This window comes from Anaerotruncus massiliensis (ex Togo et al. 2026) (assembly GCF_030825285.1).
Lineage (GTDB): Bacteria > Bacillota > Clostridia > Oscillospirales > Ruminococcaceae > Anaerotruncus > Anaerotruncus massiliensis.
In genome coordinates, this window is sequence record NZ_JAPJQF010000041.1 from 1 (window position 1) to 23,246 (window position 23,246).

Annotated in this window: 18 protein-coding genes; all 18 read left to right on the plus strand. The window is 64.2% G+C overall.

What is annotated here, in order from left to right; translation table 11 throughout:
• Positions 1–80 precede the first annotated feature (80 nt).
• Positions 81–662 (plus strand): hypothetical protein, encoded by a 582-nt coding sequence (locus RCI06_RS11020; RefSeq protein ID WP_101549380.1) that lies wholly within the window; start codon positions 81–83, stop codon positions 660–662.
• Positions 663–712: 50 nt separating this feature from the next.
• Positions 713–925, plus strand: a complete 213-nt coding sequence (locus RCI06_RS11025; RefSeq protein WP_306576110.1) for a hypothetical protein — start codon at positions 713–715, stop codon at positions 923–925.
• 53 nt (positions 926–978) lie between these two features.
• Positions 979–1,398, plus strand: coding sequence for a division/cell wall cluster transcriptional repressor MraZ (gene mraZ / locus RCI06_RS11030; protein ID WP_101549382.1), 420 nt, complete (start codon positions 979–981; stop codon positions 1,396–1,398).
• A 3-nt stretch (positions 1,399–1,401) separates the two neighbouring features.
• Positions 1,402–2,331, plus strand: coding sequence for a 16S rRNA (cytosine(1402)-N(4))-methyltransferase RsmH (gene rsmH / locus RCI06_RS11035; protein WP_306576112.1), 930 nt, complete (start codon positions 1,402–1,404; stop codon positions 2,329–2,331).
• A gap of 16 nt (positions 2,332–2,347) precedes the next feature.
• Positions 2,348–2,854 carry a cell division protein FtsL gene (locus tag RCI06_RS11040; RefSeq protein WP_101549386.1) on the plus strand — a complete coding sequence of 169 codons (507 nt, stop codon included), beginning with the start codon at positions 2,348–2,350 and terminating at the stop codon, positions 2,852–2,854.
• A gap of 213 nt (positions 2,855–3,067) precedes the next feature.
• Positions 3,068–5,281, plus strand: a complete 2,214-nt coding sequence (locus RCI06_RS11045; RefSeq protein WP_306576114.1) for a penicillin-binding transpeptidase domain-containing protein — start codon at positions 3,068–3,070, stop codon at positions 5,279–5,281.
• 34 nt (positions 5,282–5,315) lie between these two features.
• Positions 5,316–6,758 carry a UDP-N-acetylmuramoyl-L-alanyl-D-glutamate--2,6-diaminopimelate ligase gene (locus RCI06_RS11050; RefSeq protein ID WP_306576115.1) on the plus strand — a complete coding sequence of 481 codons (1,443 nt, stop codon included), beginning with the start codon at positions 5,316–5,318 and terminating at the stop codon, positions 6,756–6,758.
• A gap of 4 nt (positions 6,759–6,762) precedes the next feature.
• On the plus strand, positions 6,763–8,130 hold the full coding sequence (murF, locus tag RCI06_RS11055) for a UDP-N-acetylmuramoyl-tripeptide--D-alanyl-D-alanine ligase (RefSeq protein ID WP_306576117.1): 1,368 nt from the start codon (positions 6,763–6,765) through the stop codon (positions 8,128–8,130).
• A complete protein-coding gene (gene mraY, locus RCI06_RS11060; protein WP_101549393.1) occupies positions 8,123–9,139 on the plus strand; it encodes a phospho-N-acetylmuramoyl-pentapeptide-transferase in 1,017 nt (338 codons plus the stop codon). The genes murF and mraY overlap by 8 nt, the downstream gene beginning before the upstream one ends.
• A 47-nt stretch (positions 9,140–9,186) precedes the next feature.
• Positions 9,187–10,338, plus strand: coding sequence for a putative lipid II flippase FtsW (ftsW, locus tag RCI06_RS11065; protein ID WP_101549395.1), 1,152 nt, complete (start codon positions 9,187–9,189; stop codon positions 10,336–10,338).
• A 116-nt stretch (positions 10,339–10,454) separates the two neighbouring features.
• Positions 10,455–11,573 (plus strand): undecaprenyldiphospho-muramoylpentapeptide beta-N-acetylglucosaminyltransferase, encoded by a 1,119-nt coding sequence (gene murG / locus RCI06_RS11070; protein WP_306576118.1) that lies wholly within the window; start codon positions 10,455–10,457, stop codon positions 11,571–11,573.
• Between the two features lie 129 nt (positions 11,574–11,702).
• On the plus strand, positions 11,703–12,956 hold the full coding sequence (gene murA / locus RCI06_RS11075) for a UDP-N-acetylglucosamine 1-carboxyvinyltransferase (RefSeq protein WP_256152396.1): 1,254 nt from the start codon (positions 11,703–11,705) through the stop codon (positions 12,954–12,956).
• A gap of 306 nt (positions 12,957–13,262) precedes the next feature.
• On the plus strand, positions 13,263–14,420 hold the full coding sequence (locus RCI06_RS11080; protein WP_276872303.1) for a cell division protein FtsQ/DivIB: 1,158 nt from the start codon (positions 13,263–13,265) through the stop codon (positions 14,418–14,420).
• A 155-nt stretch (positions 14,421–14,575) separates the two neighbouring features.
• Positions 14,576–15,682 carry a cell division protein FtsZ gene (gene ftsZ / locus RCI06_RS11085; RefSeq protein WP_101549402.1) on the plus strand — a complete coding sequence of 369 codons (1,107 nt, stop codon included), beginning with the start codon at positions 14,576–14,578 and terminating at the stop codon, positions 15,680–15,682.
• An 84-nt stretch (positions 15,683–15,766) separates the two neighbouring features.
• On the plus strand, positions 15,767–17,962 hold the full coding sequence (ppk1, locus tag RCI06_RS11090) for a polyphosphate kinase 1 (RefSeq protein ID WP_306576120.1): 2,196 nt from the start codon (positions 15,767–15,769) through the stop codon (positions 17,960–17,962).
• 14 nt (positions 17,963–17,976) lie between these two features.
• Complete coding sequence (locus RCI06_RS11095; protein WP_101549406.1) at positions 17,977–18,492, plus strand: GNAT family N-acetyltransferase; 516 nt, start codon at positions 17,977–17,979, stop codon at positions 18,490–18,492.
• Between the two features lie 120 nt (positions 18,493–18,612).
• On the plus strand, positions 18,613–20,598 hold the full coding sequence (locus tag RCI06_RS11100; RefSeq protein ID WP_306576122.1) for a type IIA DNA topoisomerase subunit B: 1,986 nt from the start codon (positions 18,613–18,615) through the stop codon (positions 20,596–20,598).
• Positions 20,599–20,652: 54 nt separating this feature from the next.
• Entirely contained in the window at positions 20,653–22,887 is a 2,235-nt protein-coding gene (locus RCI06_RS11105; RefSeq protein ID WP_306576124.1) for a DNA gyrase subunit A, read from the plus strand.
• Positions 22,888–23,246: the final 359 nt, after the last annotated feature.

Sequence of the window (23,246 nt, forward strand, 5' to 3'; positions counted from 1 at the left end):
TGCAACATAATACGCATTATGTTGCAATCCGGGCCGTATTCCGGGGCCGGAGCTTTTCTTTTGCGAAAGGATGGAAGGTCATGAAAGTCAACTACGGCCAATTGGGGACCGAAGCGGAGATCGTCCTGATCCGCCTGAGCCGGGAGGCGGAGGGGCAGCCCGCCGGGACGTTGAGCAACGTCTACCTCCCGGAGCCGGTGAGCTTCTACGGGCTCGGGGACCTCTTTTTGGAACTGGACGCGATCTACCGTTACCTCCGGTTTCCCTGCGCGGACAGGGATGTCCGCTATTTCAGCAGCCGCCGCCAGCTCCAGGCGAACCGCCAGCCGGTTCCGCTGGACACGCTCCGGTATGAGCGGCGCCGGGAGCTGGAAACCACCATGCAGGAGCCGTACGATTTCGTCGTGCAGGTGATCTACCGGCAGAACGACAGCTGGCAGGGCTTTCTGACGTGGGTGGGCAGGAACGTGCGCGTCTCCTTCACCAGCGCGCTGCAATTGCTGCGGCTTCTTGCGGAGGCGATGGGGTGCGACGGGAAGGTGCAGGTCTTGGACGCCCAGCGGGACGCGGCGCTGGTCGCCGACTGGAGGCTGCAGCAGAATGCGGAGCGCGAGCGGCGCGCCCCGGAACCGGCGCCGTGGGGGGAGGACGCGGACGATTGAGCCGTCCGGGCACTTCTTTTCCATCGCGCGCGCGAAGGTGCTTCCGGCCCTTGTTTCTGCTGGAAAGTTTCGACAGTTCCCGCGCGGCGGCCAAATGCTGGAAACCCGCTCCCGAATGGGGCTTTGAGGGGATAAAACAGGCTAAATTCGACAAAAAGACGCCGAAAATTTCGGCGTCTTTTTTTTGCTGGAAAAGAAAAGCACTTGCATTTTTTATCTGCGGCAAGTATAATAAAGAGGTAAAAGTGGTGAAAAGTGGTTAAAAGTGGAGGAATCGCCACCCAAGTGGTGGACAAGCCCGGAGGGAGGTGATAAAATGCTCACAGGACAGTACACCCACAGCATCGACGCGAAAGGCCGGGTGAACTTCCCCGCGAAGCTGCGCGAGGAGCTGGGCGAGCGTTTTATCATCACGCGCGGGCTCGACAACTGCCTCTTCGTCTACTCGGTGGACGAGTGGGACCAGCTCGCGGCAAAGCTGCACGAGCTGCCCATCAGCAAATCCGCCCCCCTCAACCGGTTCTTCTTCGCGGGAGCCGCCGAGGCGGAGCCGGACAAGCAGGGCAGGGTGCTCCTGCCGGCGCACCTGCGGGAATACGCGGGGCTCGACCGGGACGTCACGATCGCGGGCGTCTCCAACCGCGCCGAGATCTGGGACAGCGAGCGCTGGGAGAAGCAGAACGAGCAGCTTACGGCCCAGTCCATCGCGACCGCGATGGACGAGCTGGGGTTCTAGGCGATGGCGGAATTTTCACACCGCCCCGTCCTGCTGGACGAGTGCATCGAGGGCCTGGCCATCCGCCCGGACGGCGTGTATGTCGACGGGACGGCGGGCGGCGCGGGGCACTCCTCCGAAATCGCAAAGCGCCTGACCACCGGACGGCTGGTCGCGCTCGACAAGGACCCCGACGCGGTGAAGGCCGCCTCCGAACGGCTCGCGCCCTATCCCTGCGCCGTCGTCGTGCAGAGCGATTTTTCCCAGATGAACGGCGTGCTCGACCGGCTGGGGATCGACGGGGTGGACGGCATCCTGCTCGACCTGGGGGTCTCCTCCCACCAGCTCGACACCCCCGAGCGGGGCTTTTCCTACATGCACGACGCGCCGCTCGACATGCGCATGTCCCAGTCGGGGCTGAGCGCCTACGACGTGATCAACGGCTATGACTTCAAGGAACTGTGCCGGGTGTTCCGCGATTACGGCGAGGAGAAATTCGCGCCGATGATCGCTAAACATATTTTGCAAACCAGAACGCAGCGCCCCATTGCCACTACCGGAGAACTGGCAACACTGATTAGCGCGTCGATCCCCGCAAGGGCGAGACGCGAGGGCGGGCATCCTGCAAAGCGCGTCTTTCAAGCGGTCCGAATTGAGGTAAACGGGGAACTCTCCAGCCTGTCTGTTTTTCTCGGCGAAACGTTTGAAAGACTCCGCTCCGGCGGGCGCATGGCAATCATCACCTTCCATTCGTTGGAAGACCGCATGGTCAAACAGCGGTATGCGGCGCTTTGCAGGGGCTGCACCTGTCCGCCGGACTTTCCGGTGTGCGTGTGCGGCAACCGGCCCAAAGGGAAACTCGTGAACAAAAAACCCATCGAGGCGGGGGAAACGGAGCTCGCGGCCAACAGCCGCAGCAAGAGCGCCAAGCTGCGCATCATTGAGAAACTATAGAAGGAGGGAAGGCGCCATGCAGACGCGATACGCCGGAAACGGCAGCGTTGCCTACGATCTGGACCGGTTCCAGCCAAAGCCGCGGATGCGGGTGAAAAGGCCGACCCTGGTCGTGGCGAACCCCGGCGTCAAGGCGCGTGCGCGCCGCCGGACGGCCACCGTGCTGGGCATTGTGGCGGCGGCCGCGGTGGTCGTGGGGATCGTGGTCACGATGCTTTACAGCCGCGCGGTGCTCACCGAGCTGAGCCAGCAGATCGCCCATCAGACCTCGCTGCTCGAAAAGGAGCAGAGCGAATACACCCGCCTGACGGCGGAACTGGACGCCAAAATTTCTCTGCGCAACGTTGAGGACTATGCCACGCAGACGCTCGGCATGTTCCCGGTGGACAAAAGCCAGGTCACCTACGTGGACCTGAGCGAGGGGGAAAAGATCGAACTGACAAGCGAATCGCCCAAGCAGTCGCTGTTCGACAAGGTCGAGCTGGCGATCATCAACGTCAAGGAACGGCTTGGCGAGGACTAAAACGGATGGCGCATCCATAAATATAGAGTGGCACGAAAAGCAAGAAGGATTGAGGGAGGGACCGCGTACCCGTCCGTACTTCTTGCTTTCCTCGCATTTTGCGCCCTTTTCGACGGCAATCCCGCCGGTTCGCGGGGTTGCGCGCCCGTAACTTTTGCAAAGGACTGGTATATTAAGATGGCAAAGCCTCCAACCTATCATATGAGAAGCCGGATGATCGTCGTACTGGTGGCGATGATCGTCTTCGGCTTCTGCGTCGTTCTGCACCAGCTCTTCAAGCTGCAGGTCGTCGAGGGCGAGGCCCTCCAGGCGCGCGCGCTCCAGCAGCAGCTGCGCAGCGAGCGCATCGGGGCCAAGCGCGGCACGATTTACGACACCAACGGCAACCCGCTCGCCAAGAGCGCGACCGTCTGGTCGGTGTGCGTCGCGCCTGGGCTGATCGACACCCCCGAAAAGGAGTCGGACGTCACCGCGGCGCTCGAGAAGTTTCTCGAGCTCGACAAGGAGTCGATCCAGAAGAAGCTCGCGCTCAAGGGCACCCTCTACCAGGTGGTCAAGACCAAGGTGGAGAAGCCGCAGGCGGATGAGCTGATGACCTTTGTCAGCGAGAACGGCCTCACGGGGCTCATCTTCCTCGAGCAGGACACCCGCCGCTACTACCCCTACGGAAACTTCGCTTCGGCGGTGCTCGGCTTTGCCAACGACGACAACCACGGCGCCTACGGGCTGGAGAGCTACTACGAAAAGGTGCTCGCCGGCACGCCGGGGCGCGTGGTCTCGATGAAGAACAGCCGCGGCGTCGACATGGACCTGCAATATTCGCAGGAGTACGCCGCCAAGGACGGGGATTCCCTCGTGCTGACGATCGACGAGACGATCCAGCACTTCCTCGAAAAGAACCTCGAGATCGCGCTGCCCGAGCACAAGGTGCGCAACCGGGTGACGGGCGTCGTCATGGACGTGAAGACGGGCGCGGTGCTCGCGATGGCCTCCAAGCCCGACTTCGACCCCAACAACCCCTACGAGATCCTCGACGACAAAAAGCGCGAGGAGCTCGAAAACCTCAAGACGGTCGCCACCAAGGAGCAGTACGACCAGGCGCTGCGGGAGGCGTGGTACGCCCAGTGGCGCAACTACGCGATCTCCGACCCCTATGAGCCGGGCTCGGTCTTCAAGATCATCACCGCCTCGGGCGCGCTGGAATGCGGCGCGGTCACCCGGCAGTCGACCTTCTACTGCTCGGGCGCCACGACGGTCAACGGCACCCCCTACCACTGCTGGGTCTGGGCGAGCCGCGGCGAGGGCCACGGCCAGCAGGACCTCGAGCACGCGATCATGAACTCCTGCAACCCGGCGTTCATCGATATCGGCCAGCGCATGGGCGCGCAGAACTTCGCCGAATACTTCTCCAACTTCGGCCTCACCGAGAAGACGGGCATCGACCTGCCCGGCGAGGCGACGAGCATCTACCACGCGCGCTACACCATCAACGACCTCGCCTCCAGCTCCTTCGGCCAGACCTTCAAGGTCACGCCGATCCAGCTGATTACCGCCGCGAGCGCGGCGGTCAACGGCGGCAAGCTGATGCAGCCCTACATCGTCAAGCAGATCGTCGACGCGGAGGGCAACGTCATCTCCAACACCGAGCCGGTCGTCAAGCGGCAGGTCGTCTCGGAGGACATCTCCCAGGAGATGCGCCTCATGCTCGAGCAGGTCGTCGCCAACGGCTCCGGCCGGCAGGCGCAGATCCCCGGCTACCGCGTGGGCGGCAAGACGGGCACCTCCGAGCAGCTCGACAGCCCCAAGCTCAAGTCGGAGGGCCGCACCCCGAACACCCTCTCCTTCTTCGGCTTCGCGCCGGTGGAGGACCCGCAGGTGGCCTGCCTCGTGCTGATCGACGACCCGGACATCTACAACGCCTACGGTTCCACCGTCGCGGCGCCGATCGTCGGCGCGGTGCTGGCGGACACCCTGCCCTACATGGGCATCGAGCCGCAGTACACCGAGGAGGAGCTCGCGAACGTCGCCACCAAGGCGGAATACCTCATCAACCTCGACCTGCACGACGCCCAGTACAAATGCCGCGTCAGCGGGCTGAAATACCGCGTCGTCGGAAACGGCACCAAGGTGCTCCGCCAGATCCCCGAGGCGGGCGAGACGATCCCCGAGGGCGGCACCATCGTCCTCTACACCGAGGAGGAGGGCGCGGGCGACCTCATCCCGGTGCCCGACGTGGTCGGCAAGACGGTCGAGGAGGCCAACCGCTCGATCGTGGGCGCGGGGCTCAACATCTCGATTTCGGGCGAGCAGATCGAGGGCACCCACCAGGTGGTGTCCTCCCAGACGCCCGCCGCGGGCGAGCAGGTGGAGGCCGGGACGGTCGTCACCATTCAGTGCGTTGAAAGCACCGCTCCCGTCACCGAATGACGGCCGGCATCTTTTCCTGAAAGGGGTCCACAACATGCTGCTTTCCAAGCTGCTCGAGGGAGTCGAATACGAGGGCTCCGTCAAGGACTGTGAAATAAAGGGCGTCACCTCCGATTCACGGCAGGTGGAGCCGGGGATGCTCTTCGTGTGCATCCGCGGGACCCGCGCCGACGGGCACGGCTACGCGAAGGGCGCGGTCGAGGCGGGCGCGGCGGCGGTCGTGTGCGAGCGGGACCTGGGGCTTCAAAACCAGATCCTCTGCGCGGACACCCATCTCGCCTACGGCCTGCTCTGCGGCAACTGGTACGGCAACCCCGCGCGGCGGCTGCGCCTCATCGGCGTGACGGGCACCAACGGCAAGACGACGGTCACCTGCATGGTCAAGCACATTCTGGAAACCACGGGCGCCCGCGTGGGGCTCATCGGCACCATCCACAACGAGATCGACGACATCGTCCTGCCCGCCAAGCACACCACCCCCGACGCGCTCGCGCTGCACGGGATGCTTTCGCGCATGGCGGACGCGGGGTGCCGGTACGTCGTGATGGAGTGTTCCTCCCACGCGCTCGACCAGCAGCGGCTGGCGGGGCTCCGCTTCGAGGCGGCGGCCTTCACCAACCTGACGCAGGACCACCTCGATTACCACCACGACATGGAAAACTACTACCACGCCAAAAAGAAGCTCTTTTCGATGTGCGGCACCGCCGTCGTCAACGTCGACGACGCCTACGGCCAGCGGCTCGCGGAGGAGATTACCTGTCCGAAGATCACCTTCTCCACCCAGTCGGACGAGGCGGACTACACCGCCAAGGACATCCGCCCCGCGCCCGATTCCAGCCGGTTCATGCTGGTGGGGAAGGGGCAGATCGCGCGGGTGCGCCTGCCAATCCCGGGGGATTTCTCGGTCGCCAACGCGATGACCGCCGCGTGCAGCTGCATCGCGGCCGGGCTCACGGTGGAGGAGGCGGCCGCGGGGCTGTGCAGCTGCAAGGGCGTGGTCGGGCGCATCGAGGTGCTCCCGACCGGTACCCCCTACACCGTCATCCGCGACTACGCCCACAGCCCCGACGGGCTCGAAAAGATCATCACGACGATGCAGAAGTTCGCCGCGGGGCGGGTCGTGACCCTCTTCGGCTGCGCGGGCAACCGCGACCGGACCAAGCGCAAAAAGATGGCGGAGATCGTGGCGCGCCTCTCCGACTTTGTCATCCTCACGTCGGATAACCCGCGCGACGAGGACGAACTGCAGATCATCGAGGACGCGAAGCCCGGCCTGCTCGAGCACCCAGACACCCCGTATGAAATCATCCCCGACCGCTACGCGGCGATCGAGTGGGCGCTCGACCACGCACAGCCGGACGACGTGCTGATCTTGGCGGGCAAGGGCCACGAGGACTACCAGGTGCTGAAGGGGGAGACGATCTGCTTCGACGAAAAACAGATTGTGCTGGATCTGCTGGCAAGACGAAAGGGGTGACGCAATGGAACGCATGACGATCGATGAGATCGCGCGGGCGGTCGGCTGTCCCGGGAGCTATCCCGGCGCGGTCGACGTGATCTCGACCGACTCCCGGAGCCTGCCGGAGGGCTGCCTCTTCGTGGCGCTCGAGGGGGAGCGGTTCGACGGGCACGACTTCATCCCCGCCGCCCTGCGTTTGGGCGCCGCGGCGGCAGTCGCGCACGAGCGGCGCGACTACGGCCCCGGCACCGTGCTCTACGTGAAGAACACCCAGCGCGCGCTGATGGAGATCGCGAAGGCCTACCGCGCCAAATTCTCCATCCGCTGCGTGGGGGTCACCGGAAGCGTCGGCAAGACGACCACCAAGGAGATGATCGCCGACGTGCTCTCCTGCGCCTACCGGACCCTCAAGACGGAGGGCAACCTCAATAACGAGATCGGGCTCCCCAAGACCCTCTTCCGCCTCGACCGCACGACCGAGGCGGCCGTCGTCGAGATGGGGATGCAGGGGCTCGGGGAGATCGCGGCGCTGGCCGGCGTGGCAAGGCCGGACGTCGGCGTCATCACGAATATCGGCGTGAGCCATCTGGAGCGGCTCGGCTCCCGCGAAAACATCCTGAAAGCCAAGCTGGAGCTGGCCGACGCGCTGCCCGACGGCGCGCCGCTCCTCCTCTGCGGGGACAACGACCTGCTTTCGCGGGTGCGGATCCCCCGCCTCGACGTGCGCTTCTACGGCATTGAAAACCCCGCCTGCGGCCTGCGGGCGAAGGACCTCCGCGAGGGGGAGGGAGTGACCTCCTTCCTCCTCTGCGGCGAATTCGGCGAGCTGCCGGTGACGATCCCCTGCGCGGGGCGGCACAACGTCCTGAACGCGCTCGCGGCCTTTTCCGCCGGGCTGGCGCTGGATATCCCGCCCGAAAAATGCGCGGCGGCGCTGCGCGAATACATGCCCTCCGGCATGCGCCAAAAGGTGGTGCACTGGCGGGGGATCACGGTGGTGGAGGACTGCTACAACGCCTCCCCCGACTCGATGCGGGCCGCGCTCGAGACGCTGGCGGGCCATCCCTGCACGGGCAGGCGGATCGCGGTGCTCGGCGGGATGCTCGAGCTGGGCGCGATCTCGGAGCGGGCGCACCGGGAAATCGGGGCGTTCGCCGCCGAAAAGGGGATCGACCTGCTGCTTGCATACGGCGGCGATGCGTGCTATTATCGACAGGGCGCGTCGGAGGGGGGCATCCCCGTCGAGCTCTTCGGCGATAAGGAGGAGCTGCTCGCGCGCCTGCGGGAGGAGATCCGCCCGGGCGACGCCGTATGGGTCAAGGGAAGCCGCGGCATGCGCATGGAGGAGATCCTCGAAGGACTGTATAAGGGAGAAGTTGTGAATGAATAGCGGCATGACCCTCATCCTGATCACGCTGGTCGCGTTTGCCGTCACGGCCCTGCTGGGGTTCGTGATGATCCCCTTCCTGCACAAGCTCAAGTTCGGCCAGACGATCCTCGACATCGGCCCCGCCTGGCACAAGAAGAAGCAGGGCACCCCCACCATGGGCGGCGTCATGTTCATCATCGGCATCACGGCGGCGGTCGTGATCGGGGTCTCGACCCTCTGGCTTTCGCCCGCGGCGCAGGGATATCTTGGCGACCCGCGGGGTAATATAAAGCTGTTTGCGGGGGTCGCGATGGCGCTCGCGTTCGGCGCGGTGGGTTTTCTGGACGACTACATCAAGGTGGTCAAGCACCGCAACCTCGGGCTGACGGCGCGCCAGAAATACCTGATGCAGCTGGTCATCGGGGTCTTCTACCTCGTGATGCTCTACATCGCGGGGGACCGCTCGACGGCGGTCGCGGTGCCCTTTTTGGGCACGCTGGAGCTCGGGCCCTTCTACTACCTGCTGGCGATGATCATCATCACCGGCTTCGTCAACGCCGTCAACCTCACCGACGGCCTCGACGGGCTCTCCTCGTCGGTCACCTTCGTCTATGCGGTGGTCTTCCTCGTCATCGCGGGGATTCTCCAGTTCGGCCAGGCGAGCGTGATCGCCGCCGCTCTCGCGGGCGGCACGCTCGGCTTCCTCGTCTGGAACTTCTATCCCGCCAAGGTCTTCATGGGGGACACCGGTTCCCTCTTTTTGGGCGGCCTGGTGGTGGCGCTCGCCTTCCAGGTGGGGATGCCGCTGCTGCTCGTCTTCGCGGGGGTCGTCTTCTGGTGCGAGGCCTTTTCGGTCATCATCCAGGTTTGCTACTTTAAAGCCACCCACGGCAAACGGCTCTTCAAGATGAGCCCCATCCACCACCACTTCGAGATGTGCGGATGGAGCGAGGTGAAGATCGTCTCGGTCTTCGCCCTCGTGGGACTCCTCGGCGGCGCGCTGGCCGTCTGGTCGGTGCTCCTGCTGTGACGCGGGGCCCCGGCGAAATCAATCCAACGGAAAAGAGGTGCTTGCCGATGGAAGCGGCACGGCCTGCGGGGAAAACCCGTAAAAAACGCATCCGGGCAGAGAAGGGCGGCATCGACCTGACCTTTATGTTCCTTGTGCTGATTCTGCTTGCGATCGGGCTGATCATGCTCTTTTCGGCGAGCTACGCGTCCGCCTACTACGAGACGGGCAACAGTTTCTATTACATTTCCCGCCAGCTGCTCTTCGCGATCGTCGGCATCATCGGGATGTTCGTCGTCGCCAACATCGACTACCACATCCTGCACCGGTTTGCCTTCCTCATCTACATCGGCACCGTCTTCCTGCTCATCCTCGTGCTCTTTGTCCATACCCGCGAGGACGCGCGCCGGTGGATCCCGCTCGGGTTTACGACCTTCCAGCCGTCCGAGCTCGCGAAGTTCGCCGTCGTGCTGATCTTCGCGCACCTCATCTCCACCAACTACGACAGGATGAAGGACCCCAAATACGGCGTCTGGCCGTTTTTGGCGCTGATGGGCATCGTGGTCCTGCTCATGCTGCTCGAACCGCACCTGTCCGGCACCATCCTCATCCTGTCGATCGGCATCATCATGATGTTCGTGGGCGGCACCGACCTGAAATGGTTCATGATCGGCGGCCTGCTGCTGGCGGCGGCGGTCGTCGTCATCGTATTAATACCGGGCGTCATCCCCTACGCGATGAGCCGCATCCAGCACTGGCGCGATCCGTGGATCGACCCGCAGGGCAAGGGCTTCCAGACGATCCAGTCGCTCTACGCGATCGGCTCGGGCGGGCTCATGGGCGTCGGGATCGGCAACTCCCGCCAGAAGCACCTCTATCTGCCCGAGCCGCAGAACGACTTCATCTTCTCGGTCGTGTGCGAGGAGCTCGGCTTCATCGGCGCGACGCTCATCATTCTCGTCTTCGTGCTGCTCATCTGGCGCGGCTATGTCATCGCGATGCGCTGCCGCGACCGGTTCGGCTCGATGCTCGCCATCGGCCTCACGACGCAGGTGGGCGTGCAGACGATTTTAAACATCGCTGTCGTCAGCAACACGATCCCCAACACGGGCATCAGCCTGCCCTTCTTCTCATCGGGAGGTACGGCGCTCGTCATGCTCCTGGCGGAGATGGGGGTTATCCTGTCCGTCTCCCGGCAGACCAACCTCGAGAAGGAGTAGCGGCGGCCTGCCCGGCCTAGCGGGACGGAACCTTAAGAGGAGCCTTCGGCGGAGGAGACATGGCGGCCTGCCCGGCCGGGGACGGGATATGGGATGATTGGGAGGGCTCTGACAACATGAGAATTCTGTTTGCGTGCGGCGGGACGGCGGGTCACATCAACCCCGCGATCGCCGTGGCCAACTTCATCAAGGCCCGCCATCCCGAGGTGGAGATCCTCTTTGCGGGCAACCCCAAGGGGATGGAGGCGCGCCTCGTCCCGAAGGCGGGCTTCGCCTTCGCGCCGATCGAGATCATGGGCTTCCAGAGGAAGCTCACCTGGTTCAACGTCAGGTACAACTTCCGCTCGGTGGGCTGCCTCATGCTCTCGTGGGGCCGCGCGAAAAAGCTCATCCGCGATTTTGCCCCCGACATGATCGTCGGCACGGGCGGCTATGTGAGCGGGCCGATCCTGCGGGAAGGGGCCAAGCTGGGGGTGAAGACGGTCACCCACGAGTCGAACGCCTTCCCCGGCGTGACGACCAAGGTGCTCGCGCGCACGGCGGATAAGGTGCTGATTTCGGTCGAGGAGGCCAAACGATACCTGCCGCGGGGCAGGGAATACATCGTGACCGGCAACCCGGTGCGGGAGGAGATTCTCTTTGCCGACCGGGAGAAGGCGCGCAAAAAGTTCGGCGTGGGGGACCGGGTGTGCATCGTCTCCTTCGGCGGAAGCCTCGGCGCCCGCCGGTTGAACGAGGCGGTCGCGGGGCTGATGGCGTGGGAGCAGAGGCGCGGCGGCGTCTTCCACATCCACGCGACCGGCTCGATCGAAAAGGACCGCTTCCCGCAGATGCTGGCCGCCGCCGGGGTGGACCCCTGCGCCCCCGGCCTCGACATCCGCACCTATATCGACGACATGCCCGACTGCCTCGCGGCGGCGGACCTCGTCATCTCCCGTTCGGGCGCGATGACCCTCTCCGAATTGGAGGCGAGCGGCGCCGCGTCGGTGCTCATCCCCTCGCCGAACGTCGCGGAGAACCACCAGTACCACAACGCGATGGTGCTGGCGGAGCACGATGCGGCGGTGGTCATCGAGGAAAAGGACCTGACCCCCGAGCGGCTGAGCGGCCGGGTGGAGGAGCTCTGCCGGGACCCGCAGACCCTGCGGCGGCTGGGCCGCAACGCCCAGGCGATGGCGATCATCGACGCGAACGAACGCATCTATTCGGAAATCATGGCGCTTTACAAGGCGTAATTTTCGCCGGGGACGCGAAAGCGTCCCCTTTTACACGTATTTGCCCTTTCACCCGGCGGGACCATGCGGCATAGTATGGTTTTGCAAGGGCTTCCCGTACCCTTGCGAAAAGCGAAAGGGTGCGTGAAGATGCCGAAACTGCTAATTGAAGGTGAAAAAAGGCTGGAGGGTCGGTTGCGGGTCCACGGGGCGAAAAATTCCGTGTTGCCGATTTTGGCGGCGACATTGCTGTCGGGAGACTGTGTGATACATAACTGCCCCCGCCTGACGGATGTCGACGCCGCCTGCAACATCCTCCAGCATCTTGGTTCCGAAACGCGGCGCGAAGGGGACAGCATCCTCGTCGGGGCCGCCGATTCCTGTTGCTGCTGCATCCCAGACGAGCTGATGCGCCGGATGCGCTCGTCGATCGTCTTTCTCGGGGCGATCGTGGCCAAATGCGGCCACGCGCGCATTTCGCTTCCCGGCGGGTGCGAGCTCGGGCCCCGCCCCATCGATCTGCATCTGGCCGCGCTTGAAAAGCTCGGCGTCACGATCGAGGAGGACCACGGCTACCTCAACTGCACGGTGAAGGACCGCCTGCGGGGCGCGAGCATTCCGCTGCCCTTCCCCAGCGTGGGCGCGACCGAAAACATCATGATCGCGGCCTCCCTCGCCGAGGGGGAGACGGTCATCAAAAACGCGGCGCGCGAGCCGGAGATCTCCGATCTGGCGGCCTTCCTCAACGCCTGCGGCGCCAGGGTGCGCACCACGCCGGACGGCGACCTGCACATCACCGGCGTCAAGTCCCTGCACCCCGCCGAGCACAGCGTCATCCCCGACCGGATCGCGGCGGCGACCTACCTGTCCGCGGCGGCCGTCACGGGGGGAGACGTGACGCTTGACGGCGTTTGCACCGAACACCTGGCGGCGGTGCTGCCCTATTTCGAGGAGATGGGCTGCCGGCTGAAAACCGCGCCGGAGGAGATCCGCCTGACCGCCGCGCGCCCGCTGCGCGCGATGAGCATGGTGCGCACGATGCCCTATCCGGGCTTCCCGACCGACGCGCAGTCCCCGCTGATGGCGGCGGCGTGCGTGGCGCAGGGGAGCAGCATCTTTGTGGAGAACATCTTCGAGAGCCGCTACAAGCATGTGCCCGAGCTCATCCGCATGGGCGCGGACATCAAGGTGGAGGGGCGCGTGGCACTCGTCCACGGGGTGAAGGAGCTGCACAGCGCGACGGTGCACTGCACCGACCTGCGGGGCGGCGCGGCCATCGCGGTGGCGGCGCTGGCGGCCGCGGGGGAGACGGAGCTGTTGGACATCGGCCACATCGACCGCGGATATGAGAACTTCGAGGAGAACCTGCGCGGGATCGGCGCGGCGATCCGCAGGGTCCCCTGACGGGTGGGAAAATTTGCCCCGCCGCCGCGATTGCGCGAAACGCCTCCCGCGTGGTATAATAAGCACGTTTCCAGGCACCGCCGCCCGCGCCCGCGGGGGCGGGCACGCGGCTTTCCCTGCCGCGGCCGCATCCCGGCCGTGCGGCGGCCGCGCGGCCAAATCCGACGGCCGGCCCCTTTTGGGGCGGCCGCGGGAAGTGAAAATCAGGTCCCGCGCGGCGGTTCGACAGGATTTGCAGGCATCCGCGGCGGATACGCGGTATACTGGTATCCGGCCTGCCGGGGACTATGATACACGGAGGACGTCATGAAGCAGAAGCTCCTTTCATTCGGCGGCAGAACGCCCCGCGCGCCCGACCGGGCGCAGGCGGCGGCAGCCGCGGGCGCGCGCCGGCGCAGGAAGCGCACCGGCCGCCAGACGCTCTACTATCTGCTGATCCTGCTTGTCGCGGCGGCGGTCGTGGCCGTACTGTCGCTGACCGTCTTCTTCCGGATCGAAAAGCTCGAGGTCGCCGGCGTCACCAAGTACGCCGCGGAGGAGATCATCGAGGCCAGCGGCGTCAAGGTGGGGGACAACCTCTTCCGGGTGAACGCGCGCAGGGTGGAAAAGAAGCTCACCCAGCAGTTCCCCTATGTCGAGGGGGTGGCCCTCAGGCGGACGCTGCCCGCGACCCTCACCCTTGAGATCGCGCAGGCAAAGCCGCTCGGCGCGGTATCCACGGCGGCGGGCTACGTGGTCATCGGCAAGACGGGCCGTGTGCTGGAGATCGGCGCGGCGTCGGTGCCGCAGGACGTGATGACGGTCACGGGCATGTACCTCTACGACCCCAAGGTGGGCCAAAAGCTGGGCGAGGGCTACACCAAGGAGGAAACGGACGAGGCGGATAAGGAGGCGTACGGCTTCCTGCTGCTCTCCCGGCTGATGGACGCGGTCGAGGAGACCGATTTCGGCAAGGTCTCCCTCGTGGACTTCTCCAACCAGCTCGACATGATGCTCGTCTACGACAACCGCCTGCTGATCGACCTGGGCGGCGGCACCGAGCTGCCCTACAAGCTGCGCTTCGCGAAGAAGGTGATCGAGGACGAGCTGTCCGACACCTTCGAGGGCAGGCTGGACGTGTCGCTCGCGCCCACCACGAACGAGATCTACTCCTGGCCGGGGGACATCCGGCAGGAGCTGGAAAAACGGCGGCTCACCGCCGCCGCGCAGGCCGGGGAGGGGGACAAAAAGCCCACCGTCCATTCGGACAACCCCGACCTCGCGGTCATCCCGGGCACCGCGCCCTCGAGCGGCGCGGAGGCGGCGGGCTCCTCCTCGGAGGAGGCGGCGTCCTCGGCCTCGCCGCAGGACGACCTCTTTGCGACGATCCCGGGCACGGCCCCCTCGTCCGCGCCGGAGGAGTCCTCCGCGGCGCCGTCGGAAGCCGCTCCGGAAAGCTCCCCGCCGGCCTCTCCGGCGGCGTGAGGGAAATATTACATTTTGCCTTGCCGGGCGCGTTTGCTATTGATTTATCAGGCTGAATCTGATAAGATAATATTTAATAGTATATCGAATTGCGCGTTTGGATGATAAGGGACTTGCAGGATTCCATTTTATAGAATTGCACAGGGGGAACCGCGATGTTAATGAACTTCGACATGGCCAGTGACAGTGAGAACGTTGTCTCGATCAAGGTGGTCGGGGTCGGCGGCGGCGGCGGAAACGCCATCAACCGCATGGTGCAGTCGGGGATGAAGAGTGTGGAATTCATCTCGATCAATACCGATAACCAGGCGCTTCTGCGCTCGCATGCTACATACAAGCTGCACATCGGGGACAAGCTCACCCGCGGCAAGGGCGCGGGCGGCAACCCCGAAAAGGGCCAGCGGGCCGCCGAGGAGAGCCGCGACGAGATCGCCTCGGCGCTCAAGGGCACCGATATGGTCTTCATCACCGCAGGCATGGGCGGCGGCACCGGGACGGGCGGCGCGCCCGTCGTGGCGGAGGTCGCCCACGAGATGGGAATCCTCACCGTGGGCATCGTCACCAAGCCCTTCAACTTTGAGGGAAAGCACCGCATGGAGCAGGCGGAGATGGGCGTCACCGCGCTGCGCGAGCATGTGGACGCGCTGCTGGTCATCCCCAACGAGCGCCTCAAGCTGATCTCGGAGGAGAAGATCACCCTCCAGAACGCCTTCTCCGCGGCGGACGACGTGCTCAAGCAGGGCGTCCAGTCGATCTCCGACCTTGTGAACATCCCCGGCGTGGTCAACCTCGACTTCGCCGACGTGACCGCGATCATGAAGGACGCGGGCTACGCCCACATGGGCGTGGGCAGCGCCTCGGGCAAGGACAAGGCCCGCGCGGCCGCCGAAGCGGCGATCTCCTCCCCGCTCCTTGAAACCTCGATCAACGGCGCGAAGGGCGTGATCGTCAACATCACCGCCTCCCCCGACATCGACCTGGACGACATCGACGTCGCCTCCTCGATGATCCACGAGGCCGCGCATCCCGACGTCAACCTCATCTGGGGCGCGACCTTCGACGATTCGCTGCAGGATGAGATGAAGGTCACGGTGATCGCCACCGGCTTCGACAGCGACCGCAACTTCACCCTCCCCAACTACAGCTTCAGCAAAAAGACCGACGGCAAGGCGGAGCCCGGCGCTCCCGCGACCGAGGCCGGCGGGGACGACGACGATAATTTCTTCGACATTCTGTCAATATTCAATAACAAGAAGAACTGATCTGTAACAGGGAGTATTGCCGGATTGGCAATACTCCCTTTTTTCTCTGCAAAGAACCTGTAAAATGTCACGGGGGGACGCAATATGAACGACAACACGAACCCGATCCTCTACCAGAACCGCGAACTCAGCTGGCTGAAGTTCAACCTGCGCGTGCTCGAACAGGCGTGCGACGGGTCGATTCCGCTGCTCGAGCGGCTGAAGTTCCTCTCGATCTTCGGCAGCAACCTCGACGAGTTCTTCATGATCCGGGTGGGCACCCTGACCGACGCGTCGCTGCTCGATCCGGACGCGATCGACAACAAGTCCCTCATGAGCCCCGCCGAACAGCTCGAGGCGATCTTCGCGGACACCCGCGCGCTGATCGAAAAGAAGGACGCCGCCTACAAACGCCTCTCGGCGGATATGGCGGGGGAGGGGATCGAGCATCTCGACCTCTCGATGCTCACCGAGGAGCAGACCGTCTTTCTGGAGAACTACTTCCGCGGCGAGATCCTGCCGATGCTCTCCCCGCAGATCATTGACAAGCACCATCCCTTCCCCTTCCTGCGCAACAAGGAGACCTACATCTGCACCCAGCTCAAAACCAAGGGGGAGTTCGTCAAGCTGGCGATCATCCCCGTGTCCACCGGGTTCGACCGGATCGTCTACCTGCCGTTCGACAAGAACAAGTTCGTGCTGCTCGAGGAGCTCGTGCTGCGCTACTGCGAGCACATCTTCCAGGGCTATGTCGTCGTGGCCAAGACGATCTTCCGCGTCACCCGCAACGCCGACATCAACGTCGACGAGGCGATGTACGACCACGACATGGACTACCGCAGCGTCATGGAGGAGATGGTCAAGAACCGCCGCAAGCTGATGCCGGTGCGCGTCGAGTTCCAGGGGGAGGCGAGCGAGGCGATCATCGACCAGCTCTGCAAAAAGCTCGAGCTGACCCGCGACCGCGTCTTCTTCAACCTCTCTCCGCTCGACATGGGCTTCGGCTTCACCCTCTGCTCCAAGATGGAGCGCCGCGGGCTTCCGGGGCTCTTCTACCCGCCGCTCACGCCGCAGGATTCCTCCCTGGTCACGCCCGGCAGGCCGATGATCCCCCAGATCGAGGACCACGACATCCTGCTCTCCTATCCGTTCGAGAGCATGAAGCCGTTCATCTCCCTGCTGCTCGAGGCGGCGGACGACCCGACCGTGCTGTCGATCAAGATGACCCTCTACCGGGTCGCGCGGGAGAGCCAGATCGTCTCGGCGCTCATCAAGGCGGCGGAGAACGGCAAGGAGGTCCACGTCGTCGTCGAGCTGCGCGCGCGGTTCGACGAGGAGAACAACATCATCTGGTCCAAGCGGCTCGAGGAGGCGGGGGTCAACGTCGTCTACGGGCTGGGCGAATACAAGGTCCACTCCAAGCTGCTGGTCATCACCCGCCGGGTGGAGGAAAAGATCTGCTTCATCACCCAGATCGGCACCGGCAACTACAACGAGAGCACCGCGCGGCTCTATACCGACCTCTGCCTGATGACCGCCGACCGTGAGTTCGGCGAGGACGGCACCCGCATCTTCAACGGCATCCTGACCGGCAACCCGGTGGGGGACACCAAATACCTCGTGGCCGCGCCCGTCTCGATGAAGCCGATGGTGCTGCGGTTCATCGAGCAGGAGATCATCGCCGCGCGGGAGGGCCGCCCGGCCGCGATCACCGTCAAGATCAACTCCCTCACCGACAAGGACGTGATCGACAAGCTGATCGAGGCGTCGATGGCGGGGGTCAAAATCCGCATGATCATCCGCGGCATCTGCTGCCTGCGGGTGGGGGTGCCGGGCCATACCGACAACATCGAGGTCGTCAGCATCGTCGGGCGGTTCCTCGAGCATTCGCGCATCTACGTGTTCGGCACGCCCGAGCGCAGCCGGATGTACATCTCCTCCGCCGATTTCATGACGCGCAACATGGAGCGCCGGGTGGAGGTCGCGGCCCCCATCCGGGACGAGAAGCTCAAGGCGCGGATCATGAACCTGCTCGACCTCGAGTTCTCCGACAACGTCAAGGCCAAGCGGCTGCTCTCCGACGGGGAATACGAGCCGGTCAAGAACGACAAGCCCCCGATCGACAGCCAGATCGACCTCTTCAAGCTCGCCTATATGCGCGCGGAGGAGTCGGCGCGGGTGCGCGCCTCCCGCCCGGTACAGCCGGTGATGCGCCCGGCGCAGCCGCAGGCGGCGCCCGTGGCCCCGGCGGCCCCCAGGCGCGGGCTGTGGGATAAGATCCGCGCCCTGTTCCACAAATGACGGGAGGAAACGCCATGTCCGAATTTATCATACGCCCATGCAGGCCGTCCGACGCGGAGGGCATCCACGCGCTGCGCGTCATGGAGGGCGTGCGCGAAAACATCCTCGCCCTTCCCTCCGAGCGGCTCGGGTTCTGCGAGGCATACTTAAACGGCCTCGGCCCCGACGACCACCAGTTCGCGGCGGCCGTGCCGCTGCCGGGGGGCGGGGAGAAGATCGTCGGCACCGCCGGCCTCCAGGTCTATCCCGGCCGGATGCGCCATTCGGCGGGGTTCGGCATCATGGTCCACCGCGACTGGCAGGGCAGGGGCGTCGGGCGCGCGCTGATGGAGGCGGCGCTCGACGTGGCGGACAACTGGCTCATGCTCACGCGCGTCGAGCTCACCGTGTTCACCGACAACGCCCGCGCCATCGGGCTCTACAAGTCGCTCGGCTTCGAGATCGAGGGCACCAAGCGGATGGGGGCGATCCGGAACGGGGAGTACGCCGACGAATACTACATGGCGCGCCTGCGCCCGCCGCGCGCTTGACAAAACGCGGCAAAAACGGGTAAACTAAAAGCTGGATTTTACGAGGTTGTACGCCCGTAGCGGGCGTACAACTTGCGTCTGGGCGAATTTCCCGCATTACAGAAAGACGGAGGCAGGCAAATGCCAAAAAAACGGACCGCCGATTACGGCAACGAGAGTATTTCCTCCCTCAAGGGCGCCGACCGGGTACGCAAGCGCCCGGGGGTGATCTTCGGCTCGGACGGGCTGGAGGGCTGCGAGCACGCGATGTTTGAGATTCTCTCCAACTCGATCGACGAGGCGCGCGAGGGGTACGGGGACAAGATCCTCATCACCCGCTACCGCGACCAGTCGATCGAGGTCGAGGATTTCGGCCGGGGCATCCCGGTGGACTACAACCAGCGGGAGGAGCGCTACAACTGGGAGCTCGTCTTCTGCGAGCTCTATGCGGGCGGCAAATACCAGACCAACGAGGGGGAGAGTTACGAATACTCCCTCGGCCTCAACGGGCTGGGGCTCTGCGCGACCCAGTATTCCTCCGAATACATGGACGTGGAGATCTACCGCGACGGCTTTAAATACTCCCTGCATTTCGAGCACGGGGAGAATGTCGGCGGCCTTCAAAAGGAGGAGACCCGCCGCCGCGCCACCGGCACGAAGATCCGCTGGCGGCCCGACCTCGCGGTCTTCACCGACATCGACATCCCGCTCGAATACTATGCCGACACGATCAAGCGGCAGGCGGTCGTCAACGACGGCGTGACCTTCCTGCTCAGAAACCAGGCGGACTCCGGCTTCGAGGAGACGGAGTTCCGCTATGAAAACGGCATCGTCGACTATGTGGCGGAGCTCGCCGGTGACGGGACGCTCACCCCCATCCAGTTCTGGAAGGCGGAGCGCCGCGGCCGCGACCGGGAGGACAAGCCGGAATACAAGGTGAAGCTGTCGGTGGCCTTCTGCTTTTCCAACCGGGTGAGCCGATGCGAATACTACCACAACTCGAGCTGGCTCGAGCACGGCGGAAGCCCCGAAAAGGCGGTCAAGCTCGCGTTCACCTACATGATCGACAACCTCATCAAAAACGCGGGCAAGTACCAGAAGGGGGAGAGCAAGGTCACCTTCGCGGACGTGGAGGACTGCCTGGTGCTCGTCTCCTCCAACTTCTCCACCCAGACCTCCTATGAGAACCAGACCAAAAAGGCGATCACCAACAAATTCGTCTATGAGGCGATGAACGATTTCCTCCGCCACCAGATGGAGGTCTATTTCATCGAGAACCCCGACGAGGCGGCGCGGATCGCCGAGCAGGTGCTCATCAACAAGCGCAGCCGGGAGAACGCGGAGAAGACCCGCCTCAACCTCAAAAAGAAGCTCGCCGGCACGGTGGACATGTCCAACCGGGTGCAGAAGTTTGTCGACTGCCGTACCAAGGACGTCTCCCGGCGCGAGATTTACATCGTGGAGGGCGATTCGGCGCTCGGCGCCTGCAAGCTCGGCCGGGACAGCGAATTCCAGGCGATCATCCCGGTGCGCGGCAAAATCCTCAACTGCCTCAAGGCGGACTACGACAAGATCTTCAAAAGCGACATCATCGTCGACATCTTCAAGGTGCTCGGCTGCGGCGTGGAGGTCACGACCAAGGCAAACAAGGACTTCTCCTCCTTCGACCTCGACGGCCTGCGCTGGAACAAGATCGTCATCTGCACCGATGCGGACGTCGACGGCTTCCAGATCCGCACGCTGATTCTGACGATGCTCTACCGCCTCGCGCCGACCCTCATCGAGGAGGGCCGCGTCTACATCGCGGAATCCCCCCTCTACGAGATCACGACGAAGGACAAGACCTGGTTCGCCTACACCGAGCAGGAGAAGACGCACGCGCTCGAGGAGATCGGGAACGCGAAATACACGGTCCAGCGCTCCAAGGGACTCGGTGAAAACGAGCCGGACATGATGTGGCTGACGACGATGAACCCCGAAACGCGGCGCCTCATCAAGGTGACCCCCTCCCAGGCGAAGGAGACCTCCGACATGTTCGACCTGCTTTTGGGGGACAATTTGGCGGGACGCAAGGAGTTTATCGCGGAAAACGGCTACCAGTATCTGGAGCTGGCGGACCTCTCATAAGCGCCCGCGCTCCCGCGGCGGAGGCCGGCGCAAAACAGTATTGAGGTGCAGTGAATGGCAACAAAGAAACCCAAAAAGGAACCGAAAAAACCGGTGAACTCCTCGGCGGTCATCGAGAACGCCGGGGTGATGATTGAGCAGCCGATCGTGACGACGCTCGAAAGCAACTACATGCCCTACGCGATGAGCGTGATCGTCTCGCGCGCGATCCCCGAGATCGACGGCTTCAAGCCCTCCCACCGCAAGCTGCTCTACACGATGTACAAGATGGGGCTGCTTAGCGGCGCGCGGACCAAGTCGGCGAACGTGGTGGGCCAGACGATGAAGCTGAACCCTCACGGCGACCAGGCAATCTATGAAACGATGGTGCGCATGTCGCGCGGGTACGAGGCGCTGCTGCACCCCTATGTGGACAGCAAGGGAAACTTCGGCAAGGCGTACAGCCGGGACATGGCCTACGCCGCCAGCCGTTACACCGAGGTCAAGCTCGACGGGATCGCGGCGGAGCTCTTCCGCGACATCGACGAGGACACCGTCGACATGGTCGACAACTACGACAACACCCAGAAGGAGCCGACCCTCTTTCCGGTGACCTTCCCGTCGATCCTCGTCAACTCGAATATCGGCATCGCGGTCGGCATGGCCAGCTCGATCTGCCCCTTCAACCTCGCCGAGGTGTGCGACACGACGATCGCGCTGCTCAAAAACCCCGGCCACGACATCCTCGAGACGCTGCGCGCCCCCGACTTCCCGGGCGGCGGCTACATCGTCTACAACGAGGACGATCTGCGCAAGATCTACGCGACCGGACGCGGCGGGGTGCGGGTGCGCTCCCGCTGGAGCTACGACAAGGCGAACAACTGCATCGACGTCACCGAGATCCCCCCGACCGCGACGGTTGAGGCGATCATGGACAAGATCGTGGACCTCGTGAAGGGCGGCAAGATCCGCGAGATCGCCGACATGCGCGACGAGACCGACCTCTCCGGCCTCAAGCTCACCCTCGACCTCAAGAGGGGTGCCGACCCCGACGCGCTCATGCGCAAGCTCTTCCGCATCACACCGCTCGAGGACACCTTCTCCTGCAACTTCAACGTCCTGATCGCCGGAATGCCGCGCGTCTGCGGCGTTAAGGAGCTGATCGAGGAGTGGGCGGCCTTCCGCGAGGGCTGCGTCAAGCGCCGCGTCTATCACCAGCTCGGCAAAAAGAAGGAAAAGCTCCACCTGCTCATGGGACTCAAAAAGATTCTGCTCGACATCGACAAGGCGATCCGGATCGTGCGGGAGACCGCCGAGGAGCGGGAGGTCGTTCCCAACCTGATGATCGGCTTTGGCATCGACGAGGTGCAGGCGGAATATGTGGCGGAGATCAAGCTGCGCCAGCTCAACCGCGAGCACATCCTCAAGCGGGTCGAGGAGACCGACCAGCTCAAAAAGGAGATCGCCGGGATGGAGGAGATCCTCGCGGACCGCAAAAAGGTCCGCGCGATCATCATCGACGAGCTCCGCGCGGTCAGCAAGAAGTACGCGAAGCCCCGGAAGAGCCTCCTCTACTACCCGTCGGGCGAGGACGAGGAGGAGCCTGAGGCGCTGGTTCCCGACTATCCGGTGCACCTCTTCTTTACGAGGGAGGGGTACTTCAAGAAGATCACCCCCCAGTCGCTGCGCATGAGCGGCGAGCAGAAGCTCAAGGAGGGGGACGCCGTCGCCCGCGAGGTGGAGGCGACCAACAACACCGACCTGCTCTTCTTCACCGACCGCCAGCAGGTCTACAAGGCGAAGGCGAGCGACTTCGACGACGGCAAGGCGAGCGTGCTGGGCGATTACATCCCCGCCAAGCTCGGCATGGACGAGGGAGAAAGCGCCGTCTATATGGCGGTCACCGCCGATTACGCGGGCTACATGCTCTTCTTCTTTGAAAACGGCAAGGCCGCGAAGGTGGACCTCTCGGGCTACGCCACCAAGACAAACCGCAAAAAACTGCTGGGCGCCTATTCCGACGCGTCGCCGCTCGCGGCCTGCTTCCAGATCGAGGGCGGGGAGGACTTCCTGATGACCTCCTCCTCCGGGCGGATGCTGCTGGCCAACGCCGGGGCCGTCTCCTCCAAGGCGACCCGCACCACGCAGGGCGTCGCGGTTATGACGCAGAAGAAAAACCACCGCGTCGCCTCGGTGAAGCCGTTCAGCGAAGGGATGCTCGCGAATCCCCACCGGTTCCGCACCAAGACCCTCCCGGCCGCCGGCATGATGCCCCGCGAGGAGGATTACGGAGAGCAGCTGACCTTATAATTGTTTTCGGCTGCCCGCCGAGGGGGATTCTTGGGTTTGCCGCTCATCGAGCGGCGCAGTTTGTCGGTAGTCGGCCGACGGCGGTCCTTAGGCATACCGCTCAGTGAGCGGTATAGTTTGTCGGTGGTCGACCGACAGCGAGTTCCTTTCTTGCTTGCCCAAGAAAGGAACCAAAGAAGGGCGCGAGGGGCTGCGCCCCTGCGACCCCAGCGCCGCCTCCGGTTGGCCTGCGGCCAAAGTCGGCGGCGCCCTCTTCACGGATCAGCGGACGGGTGTACGGCATCCCGCCCGCCGCCGCGCCGCAGGCGCAATGCCTCTGCCGGCAAGTCTCCGGAACCGTACCGGAAGTGCTTCCGGGG

Excerpts from the sequence above, each read along its gene's own strand:
- ftsZ (WP_101549402.1), top strand. The coding sequence starts at position 14,576 with ATGTTAATGAACTTCGACATGGCCAGTGACAGTGAGAACGTTGTCTCG.
- mraY (WP_101549393.1), top strand. The coding sequence starts at position 8,123 with ATGAATAGCGGCATGACCCTCATCCTGATCACGCTGGTCGCGTTTGCC.
- RCI06_RS11095 (WP_101549406.1), top strand. The coding sequence starts at position 17,977 with ATGTCCGAATTTATCATACGCCCATGCAGGCCGTCCGACGCGGAGGGC.
- murF (WP_306576117.1), top strand. The coding sequence starts at position 6,763 with ATGGAACGCATGACGATCGATGAGATCGCGCGGGCGGTCGGCTGTCCC.
- RCI06_RS11105 (WP_306576124.1), top strand. The coding sequence starts at position 20,653 with ATGGCAACAAAGAAACCCAAAAAGGAACCGAAAAAACCGGTGAACTCC.
- ppk1 (WP_306576120.1), top strand. The coding sequence starts at position 15,767 with ATGAACGACAACACGAACCCGATCCTCTACCAGAACCGCGAACTCAGC.
- rsmH (WP_306576112.1), top strand. The coding sequence starts at position 1,402 with ATGGCGGAATTTTCACACCGCCCCGTCCTGCTGGACGAGTGCATCGAG.
- RCI06_RS11100 (WP_306576122.1), top strand. The coding sequence starts at position 18,613 with ATGCCAAAAAAACGGACCGCCGATTACGGCAACGAGAGTATTTCCTCC.
- ftsW (WP_101549395.1), top strand. The coding sequence starts at position 9,187 with ATGGAAGCGGCACGGCCTGCGGGGAAAACCCGTAAAAAACGCATCCGG.
- RCI06_RS11040 (WP_101549386.1), top strand. The coding sequence starts at position 2,348 with ATGCAGACGCGATACGCCGGAAACGGCAGCGTTGCCTACGATCTGGAC.
- mraZ (WP_101549382.1), top strand. The coding sequence starts at position 979 with ATGCTCACAGGACAGTACACCCACAGCATCGACGCGAAAGGCCGGGTG.
- murG (WP_306576118.1), top strand. The coding sequence starts at position 10,455 with ATGAGAATTCTGTTTGCGTGCGGCGGGACGGCGGGTCACATCAACCCC.
- murA (WP_256152396.1), top strand. The coding sequence starts at position 11,703 with ATGCCGAAACTGCTAATTGAAGGTGAAAAAAGGCTGGAGGGTCGGTTG.
- RCI06_RS11050 (WP_306576115.1), top strand. The coding sequence starts at position 5,316 with ATGCTGCTTTCCAAGCTGCTCGAGGGAGTCGAATACGAGGGCTCCGTC.
- RCI06_RS11045 (WP_306576114.1), top strand. The coding sequence starts at position 3,068 with ATGATCGTCGTACTGGTGGCGATGATCGTCTTCGGCTTCTGCGTCGTT.
- RCI06_RS11020 (WP_101549380.1), top strand. The coding sequence starts at position 81 with ATGAAAGTCAACTACGGCCAATTGGGGACCGAAGCGGAGATCGTCCTG.
- RCI06_RS11080 (WP_276872303.1), top strand. The coding sequence starts at position 13,263 with ATGAAGCAGAAGCTCCTTTCATTCGGCGGCAGAACGCCCCGCGCGCCC.